Below are 19694 nucleotides of genomic sequence, written 5' to 3' on the forward strand. Positions count from 1 at the left end.
AAGGCAATAGGCAAAGCATTACGCAAAGGATCGCAGATATGACCGCAATACCGACACCGCTGCGCGTGAGCGTCGCACTCAAGACGTATCCGCACACACGCGCGCTGAAGGCGGGTGAACTGACCGACCCGGCCGTCGACCTCGTGTTCGAAAACGTCGAGCCGATCCATCGCGCGTTCGCGCCGATGGTGCGCTCGCACGCGTACGACGTCAGCGAACTGGCCATTGTGACGTTTCTGCAGGCGAAGGCCTACGGCAAGCCACTGATGCTGCTGCCGGTGGTGGTCGCGTCGCGCTTCCAGCAAGGATGCATACTCTACAACGCGCAGCGTGCGAAGTTTGACGTCGCCCAGCTTGCCGGCAAGCGGGTTGGCGTGCGTACATACTCGCAGACCACCGGCATGTGGGTGCGCGCGATTCTCGCGGAAAGCTGGGGCATGCGGCTCGACAGCGTCGACTGGATCACGTTCGAAGGCGGACATCTCGAGGAATATCGCGATCCTTCTTTCGTACGTCGCGCGGAACCAGGCCAGCAGATGCTGCCGATGCTGCGTGCCGGCGAACTCGACGCCGCCATCTTCGGCAACGACCTGCCGGACGAACCGGGGCTCGCGCCGCTGATCGACAATGCGGCGGCGGCCGATCGCGCCTGGTACGCCGCGCATCGCTATGTGCCGCTCAACCATGTGGTCGTCGTGACGAAGGCGCTGGCGGATCAGCATCCGCATGCGGTGCGCGCAGTCTACGACCTGCTGTGCCGCGGCAATGCCGCTGCCGCCAACGCACCGGACAATGCCGGCAAGCCTGATCGCGCGCCCTTCGGCATCGATGCGCTGCGTGGACCGCTCGCGGAAACGCTGGCGTTTTGCGAGCGCCAGCAGTTGCTGCCCCGCAAGCTCGACGTCGACGAAATCTTTGCCGATTGCGTCGACGTGCTGGGCGACGCCGCGTATTGAGAACTGAGAACGTACGACGGATAACGCACCGCATCCTGCATCCGTATCGAGCGAACAGCGATTCGCCGCAGTCATCGAAGGAGACATCATGAGCATGCCGAGCCACACCGCACCGAAACGCGGAAGGCGCCAGCCGTTCTATCGGGACCTGTCCTTCCAGGTGCTCGCGGGGATGGTGCTCGGCGTCGCCGCCGGCTACGCGCTGCCGAACTTCGCGATCAACCTGCAACCGCTCGGCGACGCATTCATCCGCGTCATCCAGATGCTGATCGGGCCGATCATCTTTTGCACGGTCTGCAGCGGAATTGCCGGCGTGAACGACTTCAGGAAAGTTGGCCGGGTTGCGATCAAGGCGCTGTTCTACTTCGAAGTGGTGACGTCGCTCGCGCTCGTGCTGGGACTCGTCGCGATCAACGTGCTGAAGCCGGGCATGGGCATGAACGTCGACATGCACCACGTGCATTCGGCGGCAGTCGATGCCTATGTCGTGAAGGCGCAGCACGCTGTGACGGTCAGCGAATTCCTGCTGAACGTGATTCCGCATACGGCCGTGAGCGCGTTCGCGAGCGGCGACGTGCTGCAGGTGCTGTTCTTTTCGGTGCTGTTCGCGTTGGGTCTCGCGGCGATCGGGGAGCGCGCGCGTCCGGCGCTCGACGTGATCGATGCGGTTTCCAGCGCGCTGTTCTGGATCATCGGCTTGACGATGAAGATCGCGCCGGTCGCAGCGTTCGGTGCGATCGCGTTCACGGTCAGCAAGTTCGGCTTCGGCACGCTGCTGTCGCTCGGCAGACTGATCGTTGAGTTCTATCTGACCTGCGCGCTGTTCATCGGGTTCGTGCTATGGCCGATCGCGAAGGCAAACGGCTTCAGCCTGCCGCGCCTGATGCGCTATATCGGCGCCGAACTGCTGCTGGTGCTCGGCACGAGTTCGTCGGAAACTGTGTTTCCGCAGCTGATCGACAAGCTCGAACGGCTCGGTTGCGAGAAGTCCGTCGTGGGTGTCGTATTGCCGACGGCCTATACGTTCAATCACGACGGCACCTGCCTGTATTTCGCCGCGGCCGCGGTGTTTCTCGCGCAGGCCACCAACACGCCGATGAGCTGGCACGACCAGCTGGTGCTGCTGATGGTGCTGCTGCTCACGTCGAAGGGTGCGGCCGGCGTGTCGGGTGCGGCGATCGCGGTACTCGCGGCGACGCTCGCCGCGTCGAACACGATCCCGGTCGAATCGATCGCGCTGATTCTCGGCATCCACAAGGTGCTGTCGAGCGCGTTCGTGTTCACGAATGTCGTCGGCAACAGCGTGGCCACGATCGTGGTGGCGAACTGGGAGAAGGCATTGAACCGGACCGCGCTGCGCCGCGAACTGGCCACCGGTTTCCGTGACGTGGAGGCGCCGGTCGGCGTGCTCGATCGCTCGCCGAACGGATCGGCCGGGCGCTGATGCCTGAGCATTCCTGGCCCGATAGCGGAATGGCCATGATAAATAGTTAGCTATACGAATCAAAAAATGCATCGTGTACCGCGCACGGTACGCGCAAAAACTAATCCAAAGGAGACATTTCGTGAACAGAAAGCTGATGAGCCGTGTCGGACTGGGCGTGACGACGTCCATGAGCCTGCTGGTCGCACCGCCGGCCCACGCGCAGTCGAGCGTGACGCTGTACGGCACGGTCGATGGCGGGGTTCGCTATCAAACCCATGCGGCCGCGGGCGGCGGCTCGGTCGTCACGATGAATTCGAACGGCTACTTCAGTTCGAACAAGCTCGGATTTCTCGGCAAGGAGGATCTGGGCGACGGCTGGAACGCCCACTTCCAGCTGGAGAGCGGTTTCAATCTCGGCAATGGGCAGTACGACAACACGACCGGCACGGAATTCAACCGGCAGGCGTTCGTGGGCATCGGCAACGAACGTTATGGCTCGCTCGATCTCGGCCGTCAATATACGATCGCACACGACCTCATCAGCATCTACGATCCGTACGGTTTCCACTTCACGCCGATCATTCCGCTGACCAATGCATCGGACGGCACGCGTAACAACAACGACGTGAAGTACAAGAACAACTTCGGCCCTGTGCTCTTCGAGGCGGACAACTCGTTCGGCGGCGTGGCGGGCGACTTCAGCAGCGGCGCGGCGCGCGCCGTCGGCGTCAGCTACGCGAGCGGTCCCTTCGCAATCGGCGGATTGTACGGACATCGTAATCTTCTCGTTAGCACCGCGTATGTCGGCGACACCTATTACATGATCGGCGCCGGCTATCAGCTCGGACCCGTGCGCTTCTCGGGCGGCTTCATGTCCGAGGACCAGCAGAACCGCGTCGGTCCACATACGGTCACGAACAACGGCTTCGGCGGCATCGTGTGGAGCGTCACGCCGTCACTCGCGTTCCGTGGCGCCTATTACCAGACCAACGTGTCGACGGACAAGGCCGGGAGCCGCGGCATGTCGGTACTCTCGCTCGCGTATTCGCTGTCGAAACGCACGGTGCTGTATGGCGAGATGGACTACATGTCGTACCGGCACGCGGTGGTGAGCACGTTGAACACGGCGGGCGCGTCGAGCCAGACCGCCGTGACCGTCGGCATCGATCACCTCTTCTGATTGCTCGCCTATTGAGTGGCGTCGTCTCCCGCCGATTTCGCCGGGTTTGCGTGTATGCTGCGTGGATCCCGGAATCGATGCTGGATGCCTGTTCCCGTGTTCGCGCGCGAGGTTCGAGGCGCAGAGGAACAGACGATGAGCGAGATTGCCCCGACCCACGCCCCAAGTGGACTTTCATGCTGTGGCCAGCTGCACTGGGGCGCTCACTTCTGCCATCTGTACGAGACTCGCGACGATCTGATCGACACACTCGTGCCGTACTTCGCGGTGGGCCTTGGCAACAACGAGCAATGTCTGTGGATCACGTCCGAACCGCTCGACGCGAACGATGCGAAGGCCGCGCTCGCGCAACGCGTGCCCGATCTCGACGACTATCTGGCGCGCGGCCAGATCACGATCGTCGACCACGCGGAATGGCACGTGCGTACCGGCGCCCAGGATACGGATTCGCTGCTGCGGGCGTGGCTCGGCGCCGAGGAAGCGGCGCTCGCGAAAGGCTACACAGGGCTGCGCGCCAGCGGCAACGTAACCTTCCTCCGGTCGCGCGAAGCGTGGGTTGAATTCGAGCGTTTCGAAGCGCTGGTGACGCAGGCCTTTGCCGGGCGACGTCTGCTCGGATTGTGCAGCTATCAGCTGGGCACGATCAACGGCGCCGATGTGCTCGACGTGGTGCGCAATCACGAATTCGCGCTGGCGCGTCGTGACGGCGAGTGGGAAATCATCGAGAGCGCCGCGCTGAAAGTCGCGAAACAGGAACTTCACGACGCGAATGTCGAACTGGAAGCGCGTGTCGCATTGCGAACGGCCGAGCTGCGCGCCGTGCTATCGACACTCGAATCGCAAAAGCGCGAACTCGAGGAAGCGCTGCGCCTGCGCACCGAGAGTCAACAGCAGCTCGAAGCGGAACTTGCCGATGCGCGCCTGCTGCACGACATCAGCGCGACGCTCATCGACGAGGACGTGGTGCAAGGGCTGTACGACCGGCTGGTCGAGGCCGCGGCGCAGATCATGCGGTCCGACTTCGCCAGCATGCAGCGCCTGCATCCCGAACGGAACGAGCTCGAACTGCTGGGACACAGCGGCTTCAGCGCAGATGCGGCAGACCACTGGCACTGGATCAGCGCGACCTCCGAAACGACGTGCGGTGCCGCGTTGCGCGAGCGCAGCCGGATCGTCGCGACGGACCTCGACCGCTCGCCGTATGTCGGACCCGAAGAACGGTTGGTGTTTCGGAGCGCGGGCATCCGCTCGTGCCAGACGACGCCGCTCGTGTCGCGAAACGGCACGCTGCTCGGGATGATCTCGACGCACTGGAAAGAAGCGCACGAACCTTCCGCGCGCGATCTGCGCCTGATCGACATCCTCGCGCGCCAGGCCGCCGATCTGGTCGAACGTACCGCCGCGGCCGAGGCGCTGCGCGCGCATACGCTGCAGCTCGTCGACGCCGATCGCCGCAAGGACGAATTCCTCGCGACGCTCGCGCACGAGCTGCGCAATCCGCTCGCGCCGATCCAGAACGGCCTCGCGGTGCTCAAGGCCGGCAGGCCGGAGCTGACGTCGCGCGTGCTGCCGATGATGGAGCGCCAGCTGATGCACATGGTGCGCCTGATCGACGACCTGCTCGATGTGTCGCGCGTGAGCCGGGGCGTCGTGGTGCTCAAGCGCGAGCGCGTCAAGCTGCAGACGGTGATCGACAGCGCGTTCGAAACCAGCCGGCCTTTGCTGGAAGCCGCCGCGCACCGGCTCAACATTTCGGTGCCGGGTCAGCAGATCTGGCTGGACGCGGACGTGACGCGCGTCGCGCAGGTGTTGAGCAACGTGCTCAACAACGCCGCCAAATACACGCCGCACGGCGGCAACATCGATCTGCTCGCCGAGCGGGTGGCCAACGACGTGGTGATCAGCATCACGGATACCGGCATCGGCATTCCGGCGAACATGCTGTCCGGAATCTTCGACATCTTCGCGCAGGTCGAGCATGCGATCGATCGCTCGCAGGGTGGTCTCGGGCTCGGTCTGTCGCTCGCGCGGCGGCTCGTCGACATGCATGGCGGCTCGATCGAAGCACGCAGCGAGGGTCCGGGCCGCGGCTCGACCTTCGTGATTCGCCTGCCCGTGGCGGAGGCGCCGCCAGCTGTCGCAGCCATCGAACCGGAAAGTGCGCGCGCTGCCATCGCGCCGCGCATGCGGGTGCTCGTCGTCGACGACAACGTTGATGCGGCGGAGTCGCTCGGACTCCTGCTCGAAGGCACCGGCTACGAAGTCCGCATCGTCACCGAGGCGACCGAAGCGCTGGACATCGCGCTCGGGTTCCGGCCCGAAGTGATCTTCCTCGATCTGGGCATGCCGCGTCTGAACGGCTTCGAGCTCGCGGAGCGGATCCGTGCACAACGGCATCTGCAGGCGGTCGATCTGGTTGCCGTGAGCGGGTGGGGCGCGGAAGAGGACCGGGCCCGAAGCAGCGCTGCCGGCATCGCGCATCACCTGACGAAGCCTGTGCAGCCGGACGACATCCACGCGTTGCTGACCCGCCTGGCCGTGTCGTCCCGGCATGACGGGTATGACGGACTGAATGGACACAACGGACACGATGGACGTTATGGCCCGCTCGCCTGACGCGCGTTCATCGCGACAGGTCTGAAGAAAGTACGCCGACCCAGTCCCAAACCAGTCCCGAACTCCGCCGGCCGCGAAGATTGCGTGCGCTGGCGCGCATCCGCGCGGGCTTTCCCGGGCCATGAGCGGCGTACATTGCGGTGTAGTATCGGGTTCGTAAGGTCACCGGCGCGCGGCATTCGCACACGGCTTCGAAGGCAGTAGCGCAGCTCCGGTGGAACCCCTGGGGAACGGCATGAGGAGCTGGCTTCTGGCATGGGCATGCGCGTGTCTGGCATCGGTCGCCACGGCGCAGGGCGCATCGGTGGCAGCCGTCGCGCCCGGGCCCTCGGTCGCCGCGCGTGACTATCTGCTCGAAGCACGGCGCGTCGTCGATGCCGCGTCGCAACCCTCAGCGCCCTGGGACGGCCCGCGCACCGGACCGCGCGCGCACGCCGGCAGGCATGTCGCGGTCGTCGCCGAAGATCTGCGCAATGGCGGCATTCTCGGCGTCGTCGACGGTGTGCTGGAAGCGGCGAAGGTGATCGGCTGGAGCGTGAAGATTTTCGACGCGACCGGCACGCCCGACCTGCGGCTCAAGATGCTCGCGAATGCGCTCGCGAGTCACCCCGATGGCCTGATCATTGCCGGCGGCGACGCGCACGCATTGCTGTCCGGTTTGCAGCCGTTCGCGAGCCAGGGCATTCCGGTCGTCGGCTGGCACGTCGCGGCGAAGGCCGGACCGGTGCCCGGCACGCCAGTCGCGATGAACGTCGCGACGGATCCGCTCGAAGTGGCGCGCGTCACGGCGCTCGCGGCCATCGTGCAGTCCGGCGGGCGCGCGGGCGTCGTCATCTTCACCGATTCCAATTTCCGGATTGCGGAGGACAAGTCGGCCGCGATGGCGGCGGTCGTGCGCGCGTGCAGCGGTTGCACGCTGCTCGAAGTGCGTGACGTGCCGATCTCGCGCGCCGAGGAGCAGATGCCGAACATCACACGCGCGCTGCTCGCGCGCTACGGTAAGCGCTGGACCTGCGCGCTCGCGATCAACGACATCTACTTCGACTATGCCGCGCCGGTGCTGACCCAGGCAGGCATGCCGGACGCGGCGATGAGCATGCTGTCGGCGGGCGACGGCAGCGAGTCCGCGTTCCTGCGCATCCAGACGGGCACGTTCCAGACCGGCACGGTGGCCGAACCGCTGAACCTGCAGGGCTGGCAGCTGGTCGACGAGATGAACCGGCTCTTCGCCGGCGAGGGCGTCACGGGTTACACGTTTCCGGTGCACCTCGTGACGGCGGACAACATCGGCACGGACGGCGGCGAGCAGCTGCGCTACGACCCCGCCAACGGCTATCGCGACATCTATCGGCGCATCTGGCAACGCCCGTGAAACTACCGTTCCCACAGTCGCTTTCGGCGCAGTTCGCACTCGTGGTGTCATGCCTCGGCGCACTGGTGGTCGTGGTCGGGATCACGACGCTCTACTCGCTGACCGGCTCCGCGCACGCGATCCGCCAGCTGGCCGACGCGCGGCTCGCGCGTCTCACGGATGCGCAGGACCTGGTGCAGCACACGCTCACAGTCGAACGCCTCGCGCTGCAGCTCTCCCGCGACGATACGGTCGACGCCGTGCGCGAGACGCACGGTCATGTGATCGAACAGCTGGCGTCGTTCGATCGCCTCGTGGACCGTCTCGCTGCCGCGACCGCGAGCGATGGCGTCGGTGTGGACGCGCTCGCGCTGCATCGATCGAGTCAGCGCTTTCGCAATACGGTGAACGTCGAGGCGCAGGTGCGCGAAACCACGCTGGACACGCGGCCATCGCGGCCCGGTGCATCGCTCGCCACGCTCGATGACGATCTGCGCCGCCAGGCCGATGCGCTCGCGGTTGCGGCGCGTGAGCAGTCGGACTACCTGACGCGCGAGTATCGCGAAGCCGTGCAGGAACTCGCCGACAGTTCCGACCGTACGCGTCGCTGGGTCGCCAGCGAAGTCGCCGTGAGCCTGCTGCTCGCGTGGCTGATTGCGCGCGTGTTTCTCGGCCGTCATGTGGTGGCGCGGCTGCGGCGGGTCAGCCACGCGCTGCGGCACGGCGACGCTGCGGGGGCGGAGGGCGGCGTGCCCGTGCACGGCGGCGACGAGATCGCCGACATGGCGCGCGCGGTCGAGCAGTTCCTCGAAGACCGGCGCCAGCGCAGGCAGGCCGAGGACGCGCTGAAGGAACTCAACGCCGGGCTCGAGGCGCGCGTCGCGCAGCGCACGGCGGAGCTCAGCACGGCGCTGGCGGGGCAGGCCGCCGAGATCGTCGAACGTCAGCATGCCGAAGAATCCGCGCGCGCGAGCGAGCATTTTCTCGACAGCATCATCGAGAACATCCCGGACATGATCTTCGTGAAGGATGCGGCCACGCTGCGCTTCATCCGCTTCAACAAGGCCGCGGAGCAGCTGCTCGGCTATCACCGCGAAGAACTCATCGGGCGATCCGTTCACGATCTGTTCCCCGCGCACGAAGCCGATTTCTTCGCGCAGAAGGATCGGGCCGTGCTGGAGTCGGGGCAGATGGCGGACGTGCCGGAGGAGCCGGTTCACACGCGCTACGGACCGCGGGTCGTCCACACGATGAAGATGGCGATCTGCGATTCGCACGGCAAGCCACAGTTCCTGCTCGGCATCTCGCGCGATATCACCGAGCACAAGCGTGCCGAGGAAGAGCTGCGGCGCTACCGCGAGCATCTCGAAGACATGATCCGCGAGCGCACCGCCGAGCTGGCCGTTGCGAAGGAGCACGCCGATGCGGCTAACCAGGCGAAGAGCGACTTCCTTGCGCATATGAGCCACGAGCTGCGCACGCCGCTGAACGGCATTCTCGGCTACGCGCAGATCCTGAAGCGCGACCGGCAGCTCGATCAGCGACAGCTGGACGGGCTCACGGTGATCCAGCGCAGCGGCGATCATCTGCTCACGCTGATCAACGACATTCTCGACATGGCGAAGATCGAGGCGGGACGGGTGGAGCTCAACCTGTCCGACGTGCCGCTCGAACGCTTCGTCTACTTCATCGCGGAGACGATGCGCGTGAAGGCGACGGAAAAGGGGCTCGCGTTTTCGTGCGAGATGGCGCCCGGTCTGCCGGCGGGCGTGCGGGTCGACGAGAAGCGGCTGCGCCAGGTGCTGCTCAATCTGCTCTCCAATGCGATCCGTTTCACCGAGGCGGGAAGCGTGCGGTTTTGCGTCGGCTTCGCGCCGTCGGGGCGGCTGCGATTCGACGTGCAGGACACCGGCATCGGCATCGACGCGGCGCGGCTGGAGGCGATCTTCCAGCCGTTCGAGCAGGCGAGCGACACGCGGCACCGCTTCGGCGGCACGGGGTTGGGTCTCGCGATCAGCCGGCAGCTCGTGCGGCTGATGGGCGGCGAGATTCGCGTCGAAAGTCGACGGGGTGCCGGCAGTACGTTTTCATTCGAGCTGGACGTGGCGGTGGTGGCGGCGCCTCGGGCCGAGGCGCCGCCTGAGCTTTCGATCGCTGGCTACGCGGGGCCGCGCAGGACCATCCTCGTGGTGGACGACGTCGCGGAGAACCGCGCGGTAGCGGTCGACATGCTCGGGCAACTGGGCTTCGAGATGGCGGAGGCCGGCGATGGTGAGGAAGCGCTGGAGAAGGCGCTGGCGCTGCGGCCCGCGCTCGTGCTGATGGATGTCGTAATGCCGGGTATGGATGGACTCGAAGCGACGCGCCGCCTGCGCGCGATGCCGGCGTTTCATGACCTGCCGATCGTTGCGGTGTCCGCGGGTGCGTCCGGATCCGATGCCGCGAAGAGTCTCGCCGCCGGTGCGAATGCTTTCCTCACGAAGCCGGTCGACTTCCGCGAGCTGTTGTCGCAGGTCGCGGCGCTGCTGGATATCGAGTGGATCGACGACGTGCCGGAGGGCCTGTCCAGTGCGTCAGCCGATGCTTCGGCCGGCGCGCTGGTCGCGCCGCCGCAGCAGGAGATCGACACGCTGCACCACCTCGCGCGGCTGGGCGACATGCGGGCGATCGCGGAGCATGCGCTGCGTCTCGTCGAACTCGACGAGCGCTATCGACCGTTCGCCGATCACCTCGGGCAACTGGCGAAAGCGTATCGGTCGAAGGCGATCCTGAGCTTTGTCGAGACGTATCGGGAGACCCGGCGGGTGTCGTCCTGACCTGGCGCTGGGTCGCACTGAGTCGGCACTACGAATGCTAAGTGCAACAGTGGCGGTGAGAGGTCTAGAATCCCGCGTATCGAGTTCGCGCACGCTCGCCATGTCCGGGTCTTTCTTCACACATTGCCTCGCGTTATTGTCCGACGTTCAGCCGATAACCGGCGTGCTGGTCGCGTTCGCGATCGGCTATCTTGCGATCGGCTTTCCAACGCATGTGCGCGCAGGCGGCAGCGCGCGCGACGTCTGGGGCACTGCCGCCGGCCTATGCGCCGCGGCGCTTTACGCGTTCCTCATCACCAGCGTGGTCCCGCCGGCCGCGCATCATCATCCGCAGCCCACCACCATCAGCAGCAGCGCACACTGATCTCGCCGTTGACCTGGTCTTCGCAAAATCGTTAGTCGTCCATTCCCCCTCCGCAAGCGCTTCACGTCACGTCAGGCTTCAGTTTTACCTGTCGCATCCGTTATCACGTCAACGGCCGCGCAAAGCGCGCAGCGTTAGCCTCGAATTCTTACGATTGGATAAACCAGGGAGAGACTCTTCATGCTTTCGCAACTGGAACCGGTCCGGTTCCCTGCGTCACTGGGCTCGAGCACGATCCATACGGTCGCACCTCAGGTTGCCGTGCGCATCTTTCTCGTCGACGAGTCTGTGCCGCTTTACAACGTGGTGTATGGGCCTCTGAAATTCTTTGCCGACCGGGCACAGGCGGAGCGCCAGATTGAAGCGCTGTCACTTGACGGCGCAAAGATGCCTGCTCCCGACTGGACATGGAAGCTCGACGCAGGCTTCGACAGGTCCGTCGATGGTCACTCGAAGAAAGGCTGGACTGTCCAGTACGACCGCCAGGAAATCCCGGCGAAATAACTGCACCGCGAACTGCACCGCGGGCAATGACGGTGACGGGATGCCGGACAGGCTCCCCGAAAAGCTCGCGAAGGTCGGAGGATAGGATGGAAGACCATAACGCCGCGCTGAAGGCGGTGGAACAGCATGGGGTGCCTGGCGTGACTTCGTCGGATCGCATTCTGGCCCGCATCGGGCATTTGACCCGTACGCTGCTCGATTCGATGAGCGAACTTGGGCTCGACAGACAGATCGGGCAGGCGGCCGAAGCCGTGCCTGACGCACGCGAACGGCTCAGGTACGTCGCAACGATGACCGAACAGGCTGCGGAGCGTGTGCTGACCGCGATCGAACTGGCCAAGCCGATCCAGGAAGACCTGCAGCAGCAGGCACTCGACCTCGGATCGAGATGGTCCGCGTGGCCCGAGACGCCGGTCGAGCGCCCCGATTTGCGCAGACTGATGAGCGATACGCGCGCATTTCTCGGTCGCATTCCGGACGCGAGCACGGCAACCAGCCAGCATCTGCTCGAGATCCTGATGGCGCAGGATTTCCAGGACCTGACCGGTCAGGTCATCAAGAAGATCATGGACATCGTGTTCCTGATCGAGCAGCAGTTGCTCAGTGTGCTTGTCGAGCACATCACCCCCGAGCGCCGTGAGCAGTTTGCCGCGAGTGCGGCCGCGCTCGCGAACCTGAACTCGCCCGAATCCTTGATGAACGGTCCGCAGATCGCGCCGGAAGGCAAGGCGGACGTGATGCAGGGCCAGGCCGACGTCGACGACCTGCTCGCGAGCCTGGGTTTCTGAACCGGTAGAGGATTCGCCCGGCGGTTCCTCCACGCGAACCGCCGTCACCCTGGGACCAGCGTCACGTGCTCTCCAATGATCTGATAAATAAAGGTTTTCCCTCGGAGAGGCGGCAGAAAAATTCCGCTTTTCCGCATTAACACCCCTCCAGAAGCTTCGGGCGCGCGCCGTAATTGCGGCAAGAGCGGTTTATGTATGACCGCGATCGTGCACGCCAGCCGCGTGCATCGAACTGCCCACGGAGAGAAAGGTGAATCGTTTGACGCTCGGCAAAAAACTGGGACTGGCCTTGCTGGTCATGTGGGTGGGGCTGCTGCTGTTCGGCGGGTTCGCCGCGATGCAATTGCGCGAGACGATGCTGGCCGGGCGCGAGGCGGCGATCCGCAACATCGTCGAAGCCGGCGTCAACGTAGCTGCGCAATTCCAGCAGATGGCCGAGCGCCATGAAATCTCCGAGGACGAGGCCAAACACCGCGCGATGGCCCAGCTGGCCGCGATGCGCTATCCGGGTAATGGCTACCTGTTCATCATGAACGCCAGCACGGTGGTGATCATGCATCCCGTGCTGCCCGATCTGGTCAACAAGGACCAGAGCAACTACCACGACGTCAACGGCAAGTATCTGTTCGTCGAGATGCTGAAAGAGGCGCGTGCGCACGGCTCCGGCTTCGTCGACTATATGGCGCGGCTGCCGGGGAAATCGACCGAAGTGCCGAAGATCTCGTACGTCAAACGCTTCGAGCCGTGGGACTGGTACGTCGCGTCGGGCGTCTATATCAACGACATCGACGCGGCGTTTCGCGTGCGTCTGGCCGGCTACCTGCTGACCATCCTCGCACTCGGCAGCATCAGTTCCTTCGTGCTCTTCGTGATCATTCGCAACGTCAAGCGCAGCCTGGGCGGCGAGCCGGTGTACGCGGCGACGGTGGCCGAATGGATCGCCGACGGCGACCTGACGCGAGAGGTCGACGTGCGCGACGGAGACCGTAGCAGCATGGTGTTCGCGATGCAGCGCATGCAGCATCGTCTGGCGGAAACCATGCAACGGATTCACGGCGGCTCCGAGACCATCAGCGACGCTGCGCGGCAGATCGCCGCCGGCAACCTCGACCTGTCGTCGCGCACCGAGGAGCAGGCGTCTTCGCTCGGCGAGACGGCCGCGAGCATGGAGCAACTGACGGCAACGGTCAGGCAGAACGCGGATAACGCGCGTCAGGCCAATCAGATGGCGGTGGATACGTCGCGCATTGCCGGCGAAGGCGGCGAGGCGGTGCAGCAGGTGGTGACCACGATGCAGAACATCGCCGCGAGCTCGGCGCGAGTCGTCGACATCATCTCCGTGATCGAAGGCATCGCGTTCCAGACCAACATTCTTGCGTTGAACGCGGCGGTCGAAGCGGCGCGCGCGGGCGAACAGGGGCGGGGTTTCGCGGTCGTCGCGAGCGAAGTGCGCAACCTCGCGCGTCGCAGCTCGGACGCGGCAAAAGAGATCAAGGCGCTGATCGAAGAATCGGTGAGCAGCGTCGAGGATGGAAAGACGCTGGTGGTGAGCGCCGGCAGCAAGATGCAGTCGCTCGTGAGTTCGGTCAAGCGTGTGAGCGACATCATCGGCGAGATTACATCGGCATCGGAGGAGCAGAGCCGGGGTATCGAGCAGATCAATATCGCCATCGCGCAGATGGACCAGACGACCCAGCAGAACGCGGCGATGGTCGAGCAGGCCGCAGGGGCCGCGCAGTCGATGCAGGAGCAGGCGCGGTTGCTCACCGACGTCGTCGGTACGTTCCGCGTTCGCGACGTGGCGCTCTGATACGCTTCGGGCGGGCGCGATCGTCGCGCCTGCCCGCCCGCGATGACACTGTCCCGCGGAAGAATTTCATCAGGATGACTTAGCAGAGATACAAGCATCCTGAATTCGAAGGCGATGACCGGTTACTCGGTACGTCGTCTGAATCTCTCTGTCGCCTGGCTTTCCCTCCAGACAGACTCCGTATCGCATTTCTGTGTCAGGTGTACGACAGGCGTCGCATCGCCTGGACATCTGCGAGTTCGACATCCCCCCACGTTGACAGCACGGTTGCCTGTGCAATGGTCCTGGGTCTTCCCAATGGATCCGGCGATTGAAGGCATTCTGAAAACCATTTGTCTCCAACCAGTCATCCGCGGGTGTTTCAATGCAGCGCTGCTGCAAGTGTAAGAAAAAGTAAGCATCCCCAGCAGCGACATTTCCCCGCATTCCACGCTACGCGTGTCCGAATGCCTGACCAGCAAAAGTCGAGAACCTGGAGCCCCGACCGATGTTCCGCAAAGCCCTGTTACCCATTCCATTTGCCGCCGCACTGTTTGTGCTGGCTGCGTGCGGCAGCAATGTCCACACTGCTTCCACGTCCGCGGCCAGCGTTTCTGCTCAGGACGCGCTGCAGACCGCTACGCCAATCAAACACGTCGTCGTGATTTTTGGCGAAAACCGTTCGTTCGATCATTACTTCGGCACGTACCCGAGCGCGGCCAACCCGGTGGGTGAGCCGACGTTTACGGCCGCAGCCGGTACGCCGTCGGTGGTGGGTCTGACCACGACGCTGCTGACCAACAGCCCGACCAAGGCCAACACGAAGAACGGCGCGAACGCGAAGGACTCGTTCCGTCTGGACCGGTCGCAGGCCAACACCGAAGGCCAGAACCACAACTACACCCCGGAACAGCTGGCCGAAGACAACGGTGCGATGGACCTGTTTCCGTTCTATACGGGGAACAACACCGTCAGCAGCACGGGTGTGTTCGGCACGAACGGTCTCGTGATGGGCTATTACGACGGCAATACGGTCACGGGGCTGTGGAACTACGCGCAGAACTTCGCGATGAACGACAACGCCTACACGGACACGTTCGGCCCGTCCACGCCGGGCGCGATCGCGGTGGTTTCGGGTACGAACAATGGCGCCGTCGCCGGCATCGGTACGTCGTCGACGATCAGCGACACGCAGGGTGGCCTCACGCTGATCGGCGATACGGATCCGGCTGGCGACACGTGCTCGTCGAAGACCAGCACGGTGTCCATGTCCTCGAAGAACATCGGCGATCTGCTCAACGCGAAGAACATCACCTGGGGTGGCTTCATGGGTGGCTTCGATCTGACTGCCACCAATGCCAATGGCACGACCGGATGCAGCCGCACCACGTATTCTTCCGTGCTGGGTACGTCGCCGACGGACTATTCCCCGCACCACAACTGGTTCCAGTACTACGCAACGACGTCGAATCCGACGCACGCGCGCCCGACCTCGGTCGCCCTGATCGGCCAGACCGACCCGAAGGACAATACGTCGACGCCGGTTCACCACGAATACGATGTCAACGATTTCGAGGCTGCGGTGAGCGCGGGCAACTTCCCGTCGGTCAGCTTCATCAAGGCACCTGAAATCGGCGACGGACACCCGGGCAACTCGGATCCGCTCGACGAACAGTCGTTCGACACCCAGCTCGTCGACTTCATCATGAAGCAGCCCGACTGGAAGAACACTGCGATCATCATCACGTATGACGATTCGGACGGCTGGTTCGACCACCGCTACACGGCGCCGACCACCTCGTCGTTCGATGCGACGACGTCGGAGAGCGCAGGCGGCTCGACGGTGACCGGCGCGGACCAGCTGACCAGCACAGGCGTCTGTAATGCCACCGGCGCCACCCAGGGTGTGGGCGTCAATGGCGGCACGGTGAACGGCCGTTGCGGACCGGGAACCCGCGTTCCGTTCCTCGTCATCTCGCCGTACGCGAAGACCAACTACGTGGATGACACACAGATCACGCAGGCTTCGGTGGTCCGGTTCATCGAGGACAACTGGCTTGGCGGTCAGCGTATCGGTCAGGGTTCGAACGATGCGACGACGGGCAGCATCCTGAACATGTTCGATTTCACGCAGTCGGTGGCGACCCCGCGTACGCTGCTCCTCAATACCGACGGCACGAAGCAGTCGAGCTAGGTTGTTGGCTCACAGCGCTCACTTCGGACTGGGGTCCGTGGCGAGCGCTGACGAAGTTAGCTGTATTCGCTCACGAGTCAGGCGGTCCGCTGGCTCGCTTTTTCGCTTGTTGAAGCCGGAACCTGTTCACCATGACTCCTGACTCTCCGAACGCCGCCATGACCTCCGATCTGTCCACAGACCGACAACCCGACCCGCGCAGGACACGGCGAACGGTTCGTCGCGCGCTACTGTGGTCCGCCGCGGTGGTGGTGCTTGGCGTGATCGGGGCCGGCACCTATGCGGTGGCTTACCCTGAGCGGATGCCGCCCGGCGTGGGTGAGGTGATCGAAAACCTGACCGGGGCCAATCCGCGTCCGATCCACCTCGTGCGGCCGCCGCAGGCGCCGCTGAGCGCGGTCGCACTACTCGGCAGGCAGCTCTTCAACGATCCCTCGCTGTCGGCTTCCGGGAAGCAGTCGTGTGCGTCCTGTCACAGTGCGCAGCACGCGTATGGGCCGCCGAACGACCTGACGGTCCAGATGGGCGGACCGCACATGGACCAGGCGGGTTACCGGCCGCCGCCCTCGCTCGCGTACCTCTATCGTCAGGCGCCATTCAGCATCGGTCCCGACCAGGGCGATGTCGATACGGCGGTGAACCTGAACGACGTGGCGTCCGCGGCGCAGGGCGTGCAGCGCGCGACGAAAAGCGCGGGTGTCGCGCCTGCCGCGCCGGCCATGGTGCCGCAAGGCGGACTCTTCTGGGACGGTCGCGCGGACACGCTGCAGCGGCAGGCCATGGGTCCGATGCTGAACCCGGTCGAGATGGCCAATACGAGCGCCGACGAGGTCGTGGCCAAGCTGCAGAAATCGAAGTATGCGGAGACGCTGAAGCAGCTCTTCGGCGCGAACATCTTCGACAACCATGATCTCGTGATCTCGGAAGCGATGTTTGCGATCGGCCGGTACCAGTTCGAGGACAACTCGTTCCACGAATTCACCAGCAAGTACGACTACTGGCTCGAAGGCAAGGCACGCCTGAGCTCCGCCGAACTGCGCGGCATGCGACTGTTCAACGATTCGGACAAGGCAAACTGCGCGGGCTGTCACCTGAGTCAGCCGACCAGGGACGGCCTGCCGCCGCTCTTTACCGACACGCAGTACGAGGCGCTCGGCGTACCTCGCAACCATGCGCTGGCGATCAACAAGGACCCGAAGTTTTTCGATCTCGGCGTCTGCGGACCTTTCCGCACGGACCTGAAGGACCAGACGCAGTACTGCGGGATGTTCCTCACGCCGACGCTGCGAAATTCGGCCACGCGCAAGGTCTTCTTCCACAACGGCGTGTATCACGACCTCAAGCAGGTGATGGATTTCTATAACCTGCGCAACACCGACCCTGGCAAGATCTACCCGAAAGACGCATCGGGCAGGATCGAGAAATACGACGACATTCCCGCGAAGTATCAGGCCAATGTCGACGTTGCCGATGCACCGTTCGACCGGAAGCTCGGCGATTCGCCCGCCATGACCGACCAGGATATCGACGACATCATCGCGTTCATCAAGACGCTCAACGACGGTTACAAGGGATCGGGCAGCTGACTGCACCCGTCGCGCGCCGGGCGCCCTGCGCGCCCGGTTCGCAGACCGTGCAACGTTTTCAAGGGTGCTTTTTCCTGAAAATACGCAGGCGGCGAACTATTTCCTGCGTCAGGTGTCCCTGAAAATTATTCGTAAGTGGCCTGACATTCAGCATTCATCCCCTGATGCTCCAATCCGTCTGCCGCGTAGCGTTCTGCATCCAGGCTGAGAAGTCGCAGCGATGCAGATTCGACGGTGCCTGCGTTCCCGTTATGCGGAAATCCCCACGAAACGAATGTAAACAATCAGGAGCCAGTTATGAAATGGCGTCACGTAGCGCTTGGTTCGCTCACCGCCGTCGCATTTGCTTCGACCGTTGCATGGAGTGCTGGTGACGAACACGACAGAAACTGGCCGAACGAGGTTCATACGGCCACGCCGATCAAGCATCTGGTCGTGATCTATGGCGAGAACGTTTCGTTTGATCACTACTTCGGCACGTATCCGCATGCCACCAACCCGTCCGGCGAGCCGGCATTCAACGCGACGCCCGGCACGCCCGAGGTGAACGGCCTCACGCCCGCGTTGCTGTCGAACAACCCGAACCTGAATCCGCTGAATGGCACGGGCGCGTACAACCCGTTCCGCCTCGACCGCACGCAGGCCGCGACGGCCGACCAGAACCACGCGTACACGGCCGAGCAGCAGGCCTACGACAATGGCGCGGCCGACCTGTTTCCGAAGTACACGGGTAACGGCACGTCCGGCGGCGCGGGCGCCTTCGGCACGACGGGCCAGGTGATGGGCTACTTCGACGGCAACACCGTCACGGCGCTGTGGAACTACGCGCAGCACTACGCGATGAGCGACAACGCGTATACGTCGACGTACGGTCCGTCGACGCCGGGCGCGCTCGAAGTGGTGGCTGGACAGACGAACGGCATGAAGGTTGTCCTCACGACGAAGCAGCCGTCCGTGGCAGGCTCGTACTATGTGAACGACGGACAGAACGGCTTCACGATGGTCAATGACGTCGACCCGGGCTACGACAGCTGCTCGAGCACGACCGATACGGCGATGATGACCGGCAGGAATATCGGTGACCTGCTGAATGAACGTCGCATCACGTGGGGCGGCTTCATGGGCGGCTTCAATCTCGGTACGGTGAACAGCAACGGAACGACCGGGTGCAAGCGCAGCACGATGTCGACGGTGGTCGGCGCGGCCACGGCCGACTACATTCCGCACCACAACTGGTTCCAGTATTTCGCTTCGACGTCGAACCCGAAGCACCTGCGCCCGAGCTCGATCGATGCGATCGGTCACACGATGGAACGCAATAGCCGCACGCCGGATCCGGCGAATCACCAGTACGACACCGACGATTTCTTTGCGGCCGTGAGCAAGGGCAATTTCCCGTCGGTCAGCTTCCTGAAGGCGCCGGCTTTCCAGGACGGTCATGCGGGCTATTCGGATCCGCTCGACGAGCAGGCTTTCGTAACGAAGGTCGTCAACTTCCTGCAGCAGCAGCGGGAGTGGGAAGACACCGCCGTGATCGTGGCATGGGACGACTCCGACGGCTGGTACGATCACGCGTACACGCTGCCGACGAGCGCGTCGTATGACTCGGTTGCCGATCAACTGAACGGCAATGGCATCTGCGGTACGGGCTCGGCACACGACGGCGTGAAGGGCAAGCCGGTGAACGGCCGCTGCGGCCCGGGCACGCGTATCCCGTTCGTCGTGATCTCGCCGTGGGCGAAGGAAGACTTCGTCGACCATACGCAGATCGACCAGACGTCCGTCGTGCGTTTCATCGAAGACAACTGGCTTGACGGACAGCGGATCGGTGGCGGTTCGTTCGACGCGAGCGCTGGCAGCATCATGGGCATGTTCGACTTCAACCGTCGCGGCGAAGGCCACTATCAGCGCCGACTGTTCCTCGATCCGGTGACGGGCCTGGCGGTCGACAAGGCTCCGAACAGCTGAAATCTGACTGCGGTCGCGTCCGACCGCAGTTGAAAGCAGCTGGATCATCGATGCCCGCTCTGCCGTCCCAACGGCTGGGCGGGCATCTCGCTATGTGGCTGATAAATCAAGGGTTCCCTGTTGTGTCGTTGGTATTGTGGGGTTCGCTCGCCGGGC

Annotated in this window: 13 protein-coding genes; all 13 read left to right on the plus strand. The window is 64.0% G+C overall.

Annotated features, from left to right (window positions below; all coding sequences use genetic code 11):
• The first annotated feature begins 38 nt into the window (after positions 1 to 38).
• The 13 genes from DVS29_RS32140 to DVS29_RS32200 all read left to right on the plus strand — a co-directional run bounded on the left by DVS29_RS32140 (position 39) and on the right by DVS29_RS32200 (position 19538).
• Positions 39 to 956: a substrate-binding domain-containing protein gene (locus tag DVS29_RS32140; RefSeq protein WP_118184569.1), complete on the plus strand. Its 918-nt coding sequence runs from the start codon at positions 39 to 41 to the stop codon at positions 954 to 956.
• Between the two features lie 88 nt (positions 957 to 1044).
• Entirely contained in the window at positions 1045 to 2400 is a 1356-nt protein-coding gene (gene dctA / locus DVS29_RS32145; RefSeq protein WP_118184570.1) for a C4-dicarboxylate transporter DctA, read from the plus strand.
• A gap of 121 nt (positions 2401 to 2521) precedes the next feature.
• Positions 2522 to 3562: a porin gene (locus DVS29_RS32150; RefSeq protein WP_240655917.1), complete on the plus strand. Its 1041-nt coding sequence runs from the start codon at positions 2522 to 2524 to the stop codon at positions 3560 to 3562.
• Between the two features lie 135 nt (positions 3563 to 3697).
• Complete coding sequence (locus tag DVS29_RS32155) at positions 3698 to 6178, plus strand: MEDS domain-containing protein (protein WP_164708040.1); 2481 nt, start codon at positions 3698 to 3700, stop codon at positions 6176 to 6178.
• A 235-nt stretch (positions 6179 to 6413) separates the two neighbouring features.
• Complete coding sequence (locus DVS29_RS32160) at positions 6414 to 7550, plus strand: substrate-binding domain-containing protein (protein WP_118184573.1); 1137 nt, start codon at positions 6414 to 6416, stop codon at positions 7548 to 7550.
• A complete protein-coding gene (locus tag DVS29_RS32165) occupies positions 7547 to 10345 on the plus strand; it encodes an ATP-binding protein (protein WP_118184574.1) in 2799 nt (932 codons plus the stop codon). The genes DVS29_RS32160 and DVS29_RS32165 overlap by 4 nt, the downstream gene beginning before the upstream one ends.
• Positions 10346 to 10445: 100 nt before the next feature.
• Positions 10446 to 10709, plus strand: coding sequence for a hypothetical protein (locus DVS29_RS32170; RefSeq protein WP_205962563.1), 264 nt, complete (start codon positions 10446 to 10448; stop codon positions 10707 to 10709).
• A 180-nt stretch (positions 10710 to 10889) separates the two neighbouring features.
• Complete coding sequence (locus tag DVS29_RS32175; RefSeq protein ID WP_118184575.1) at positions 10890 to 11213, plus strand: hypothetical protein; 324 nt, start codon at positions 10890 to 10892, stop codon at positions 11211 to 11213.
• 86 nt (positions 11214 to 11299) lie between these two features.
• A complete protein-coding gene (cheZ, locus tag DVS29_RS32180) occupies positions 11300 to 12001 on the plus strand; it encodes a protein phosphatase CheZ (protein ID WP_118184576.1) in 702 nt (233 codons plus the stop codon).
• Between the two features lie 250 nt (positions 12002 to 12251).
• Positions 12252 to 13811 carry a methyl-accepting chemotaxis protein gene (locus DVS29_RS32185; RefSeq protein WP_240655918.1) on the plus strand — a complete coding sequence of 520 codons (1560 nt, stop codon included), beginning with the start codon at positions 12252 to 12254 and terminating at the stop codon, positions 13809 to 13811.
• Positions 13812 to 14298: 487 nt separating this feature from the next.
• Entirely contained in the window at positions 14299 to 15984 is a 1686-nt protein-coding gene (locus tag DVS29_RS32190) for a phospholipase C (protein ID WP_118184577.1), read from the plus strand.
• Between the two features lie 131 nt (positions 15985 to 16115).
• Positions 16116 to 17570 carry a cytochrome-c peroxidase gene (locus DVS29_RS32195; protein ID WP_118184578.1) on the plus strand — a complete coding sequence of 485 codons (1455 nt, stop codon included), beginning with the start codon at positions 16116 to 16118 and terminating at the stop codon, positions 17568 to 17570.
• 297 nt (positions 17571 to 17867) lie between these two features.
• Complete coding sequence (locus DVS29_RS32200; RefSeq protein WP_118184579.1) at positions 17868 to 19538, plus strand: phospholipase C; 1671 nt, start codon at positions 17868 to 17870, stop codon at positions 19536 to 19538.
• The last annotated feature ends 156 nt before the right edge of the window (positions 19539 to 19694 follow it).

Source organism: Paraburkholderia phosphatilytica (genome assembly GCF_003443895.1).
Lineage (GTDB): Bacteria > Pseudomonadota > Gammaproteobacteria > Burkholderiales > Burkholderiaceae > Paraburkholderia > Paraburkholderia phosphatilytica.

Excerpts from the sequence above, each read along its gene's own strand:
- DVS29_RS32170 (WP_205962563.1), top strand. The coding sequence starts at position 10,446 with ATGTCCGGGTCTTTCTTCACACATTGCCTCGCGTTATTGTCCGACGTT.
- dctA (WP_118184570.1), top strand. The coding sequence starts at position 1,045 with ATGAGCATGCCGAGCCACACCGCACCGAAACGCGGAAGGCGCCAGCCG.
- DVS29_RS32195 (WP_118184578.1), top strand. The coding sequence starts at position 16,116 with ATGACTCCTGACTCTCCGAACGCCGCCATGACCTCCGATCTGTCCACA.
- cheZ (WP_118184576.1), top strand. The coding sequence starts at position 11,300 with ATGGAAGACCATAACGCCGCGCTGAAGGCGGTGGAACAGCATGGGGTG.
- DVS29_RS32200 (WP_118184579.1), top strand. The coding sequence starts at position 17,868 with ATGAAATGGCGTCACGTAGCGCTTGGTTCGCTCACCGCCGTCGCATTT.
- DVS29_RS32190 (WP_118184577.1), top strand. The coding sequence starts at position 14,299 with ATGTTCCGCAAAGCCCTGTTACCCATTCCATTTGCCGCCGCACTGTTT.
- DVS29_RS32140 (WP_118184569.1), top strand. The coding sequence starts at position 39 with ATGACCGCAATACCGACACCGCTGCGCGTGAGCGTCGCACTCAAGACG.
- DVS29_RS32155 (WP_164708040.1), top strand. The coding sequence starts at position 3,698 with ATGAGCGAGATTGCCCCGACCCACGCCCCAAGTGGACTTTCATGCTGT.
- DVS29_RS32175 (WP_118184575.1), top strand. The coding sequence starts at position 10,890 with ATGCTTTCGCAACTGGAACCGGTCCGGTTCCCTGCGTCACTGGGCTCG.
- DVS29_RS32160 (WP_118184573.1), top strand. The coding sequence starts at position 6,414 with ATGAGGAGCTGGCTTCTGGCATGGGCATGCGCGTGTCTGGCATCGGTC.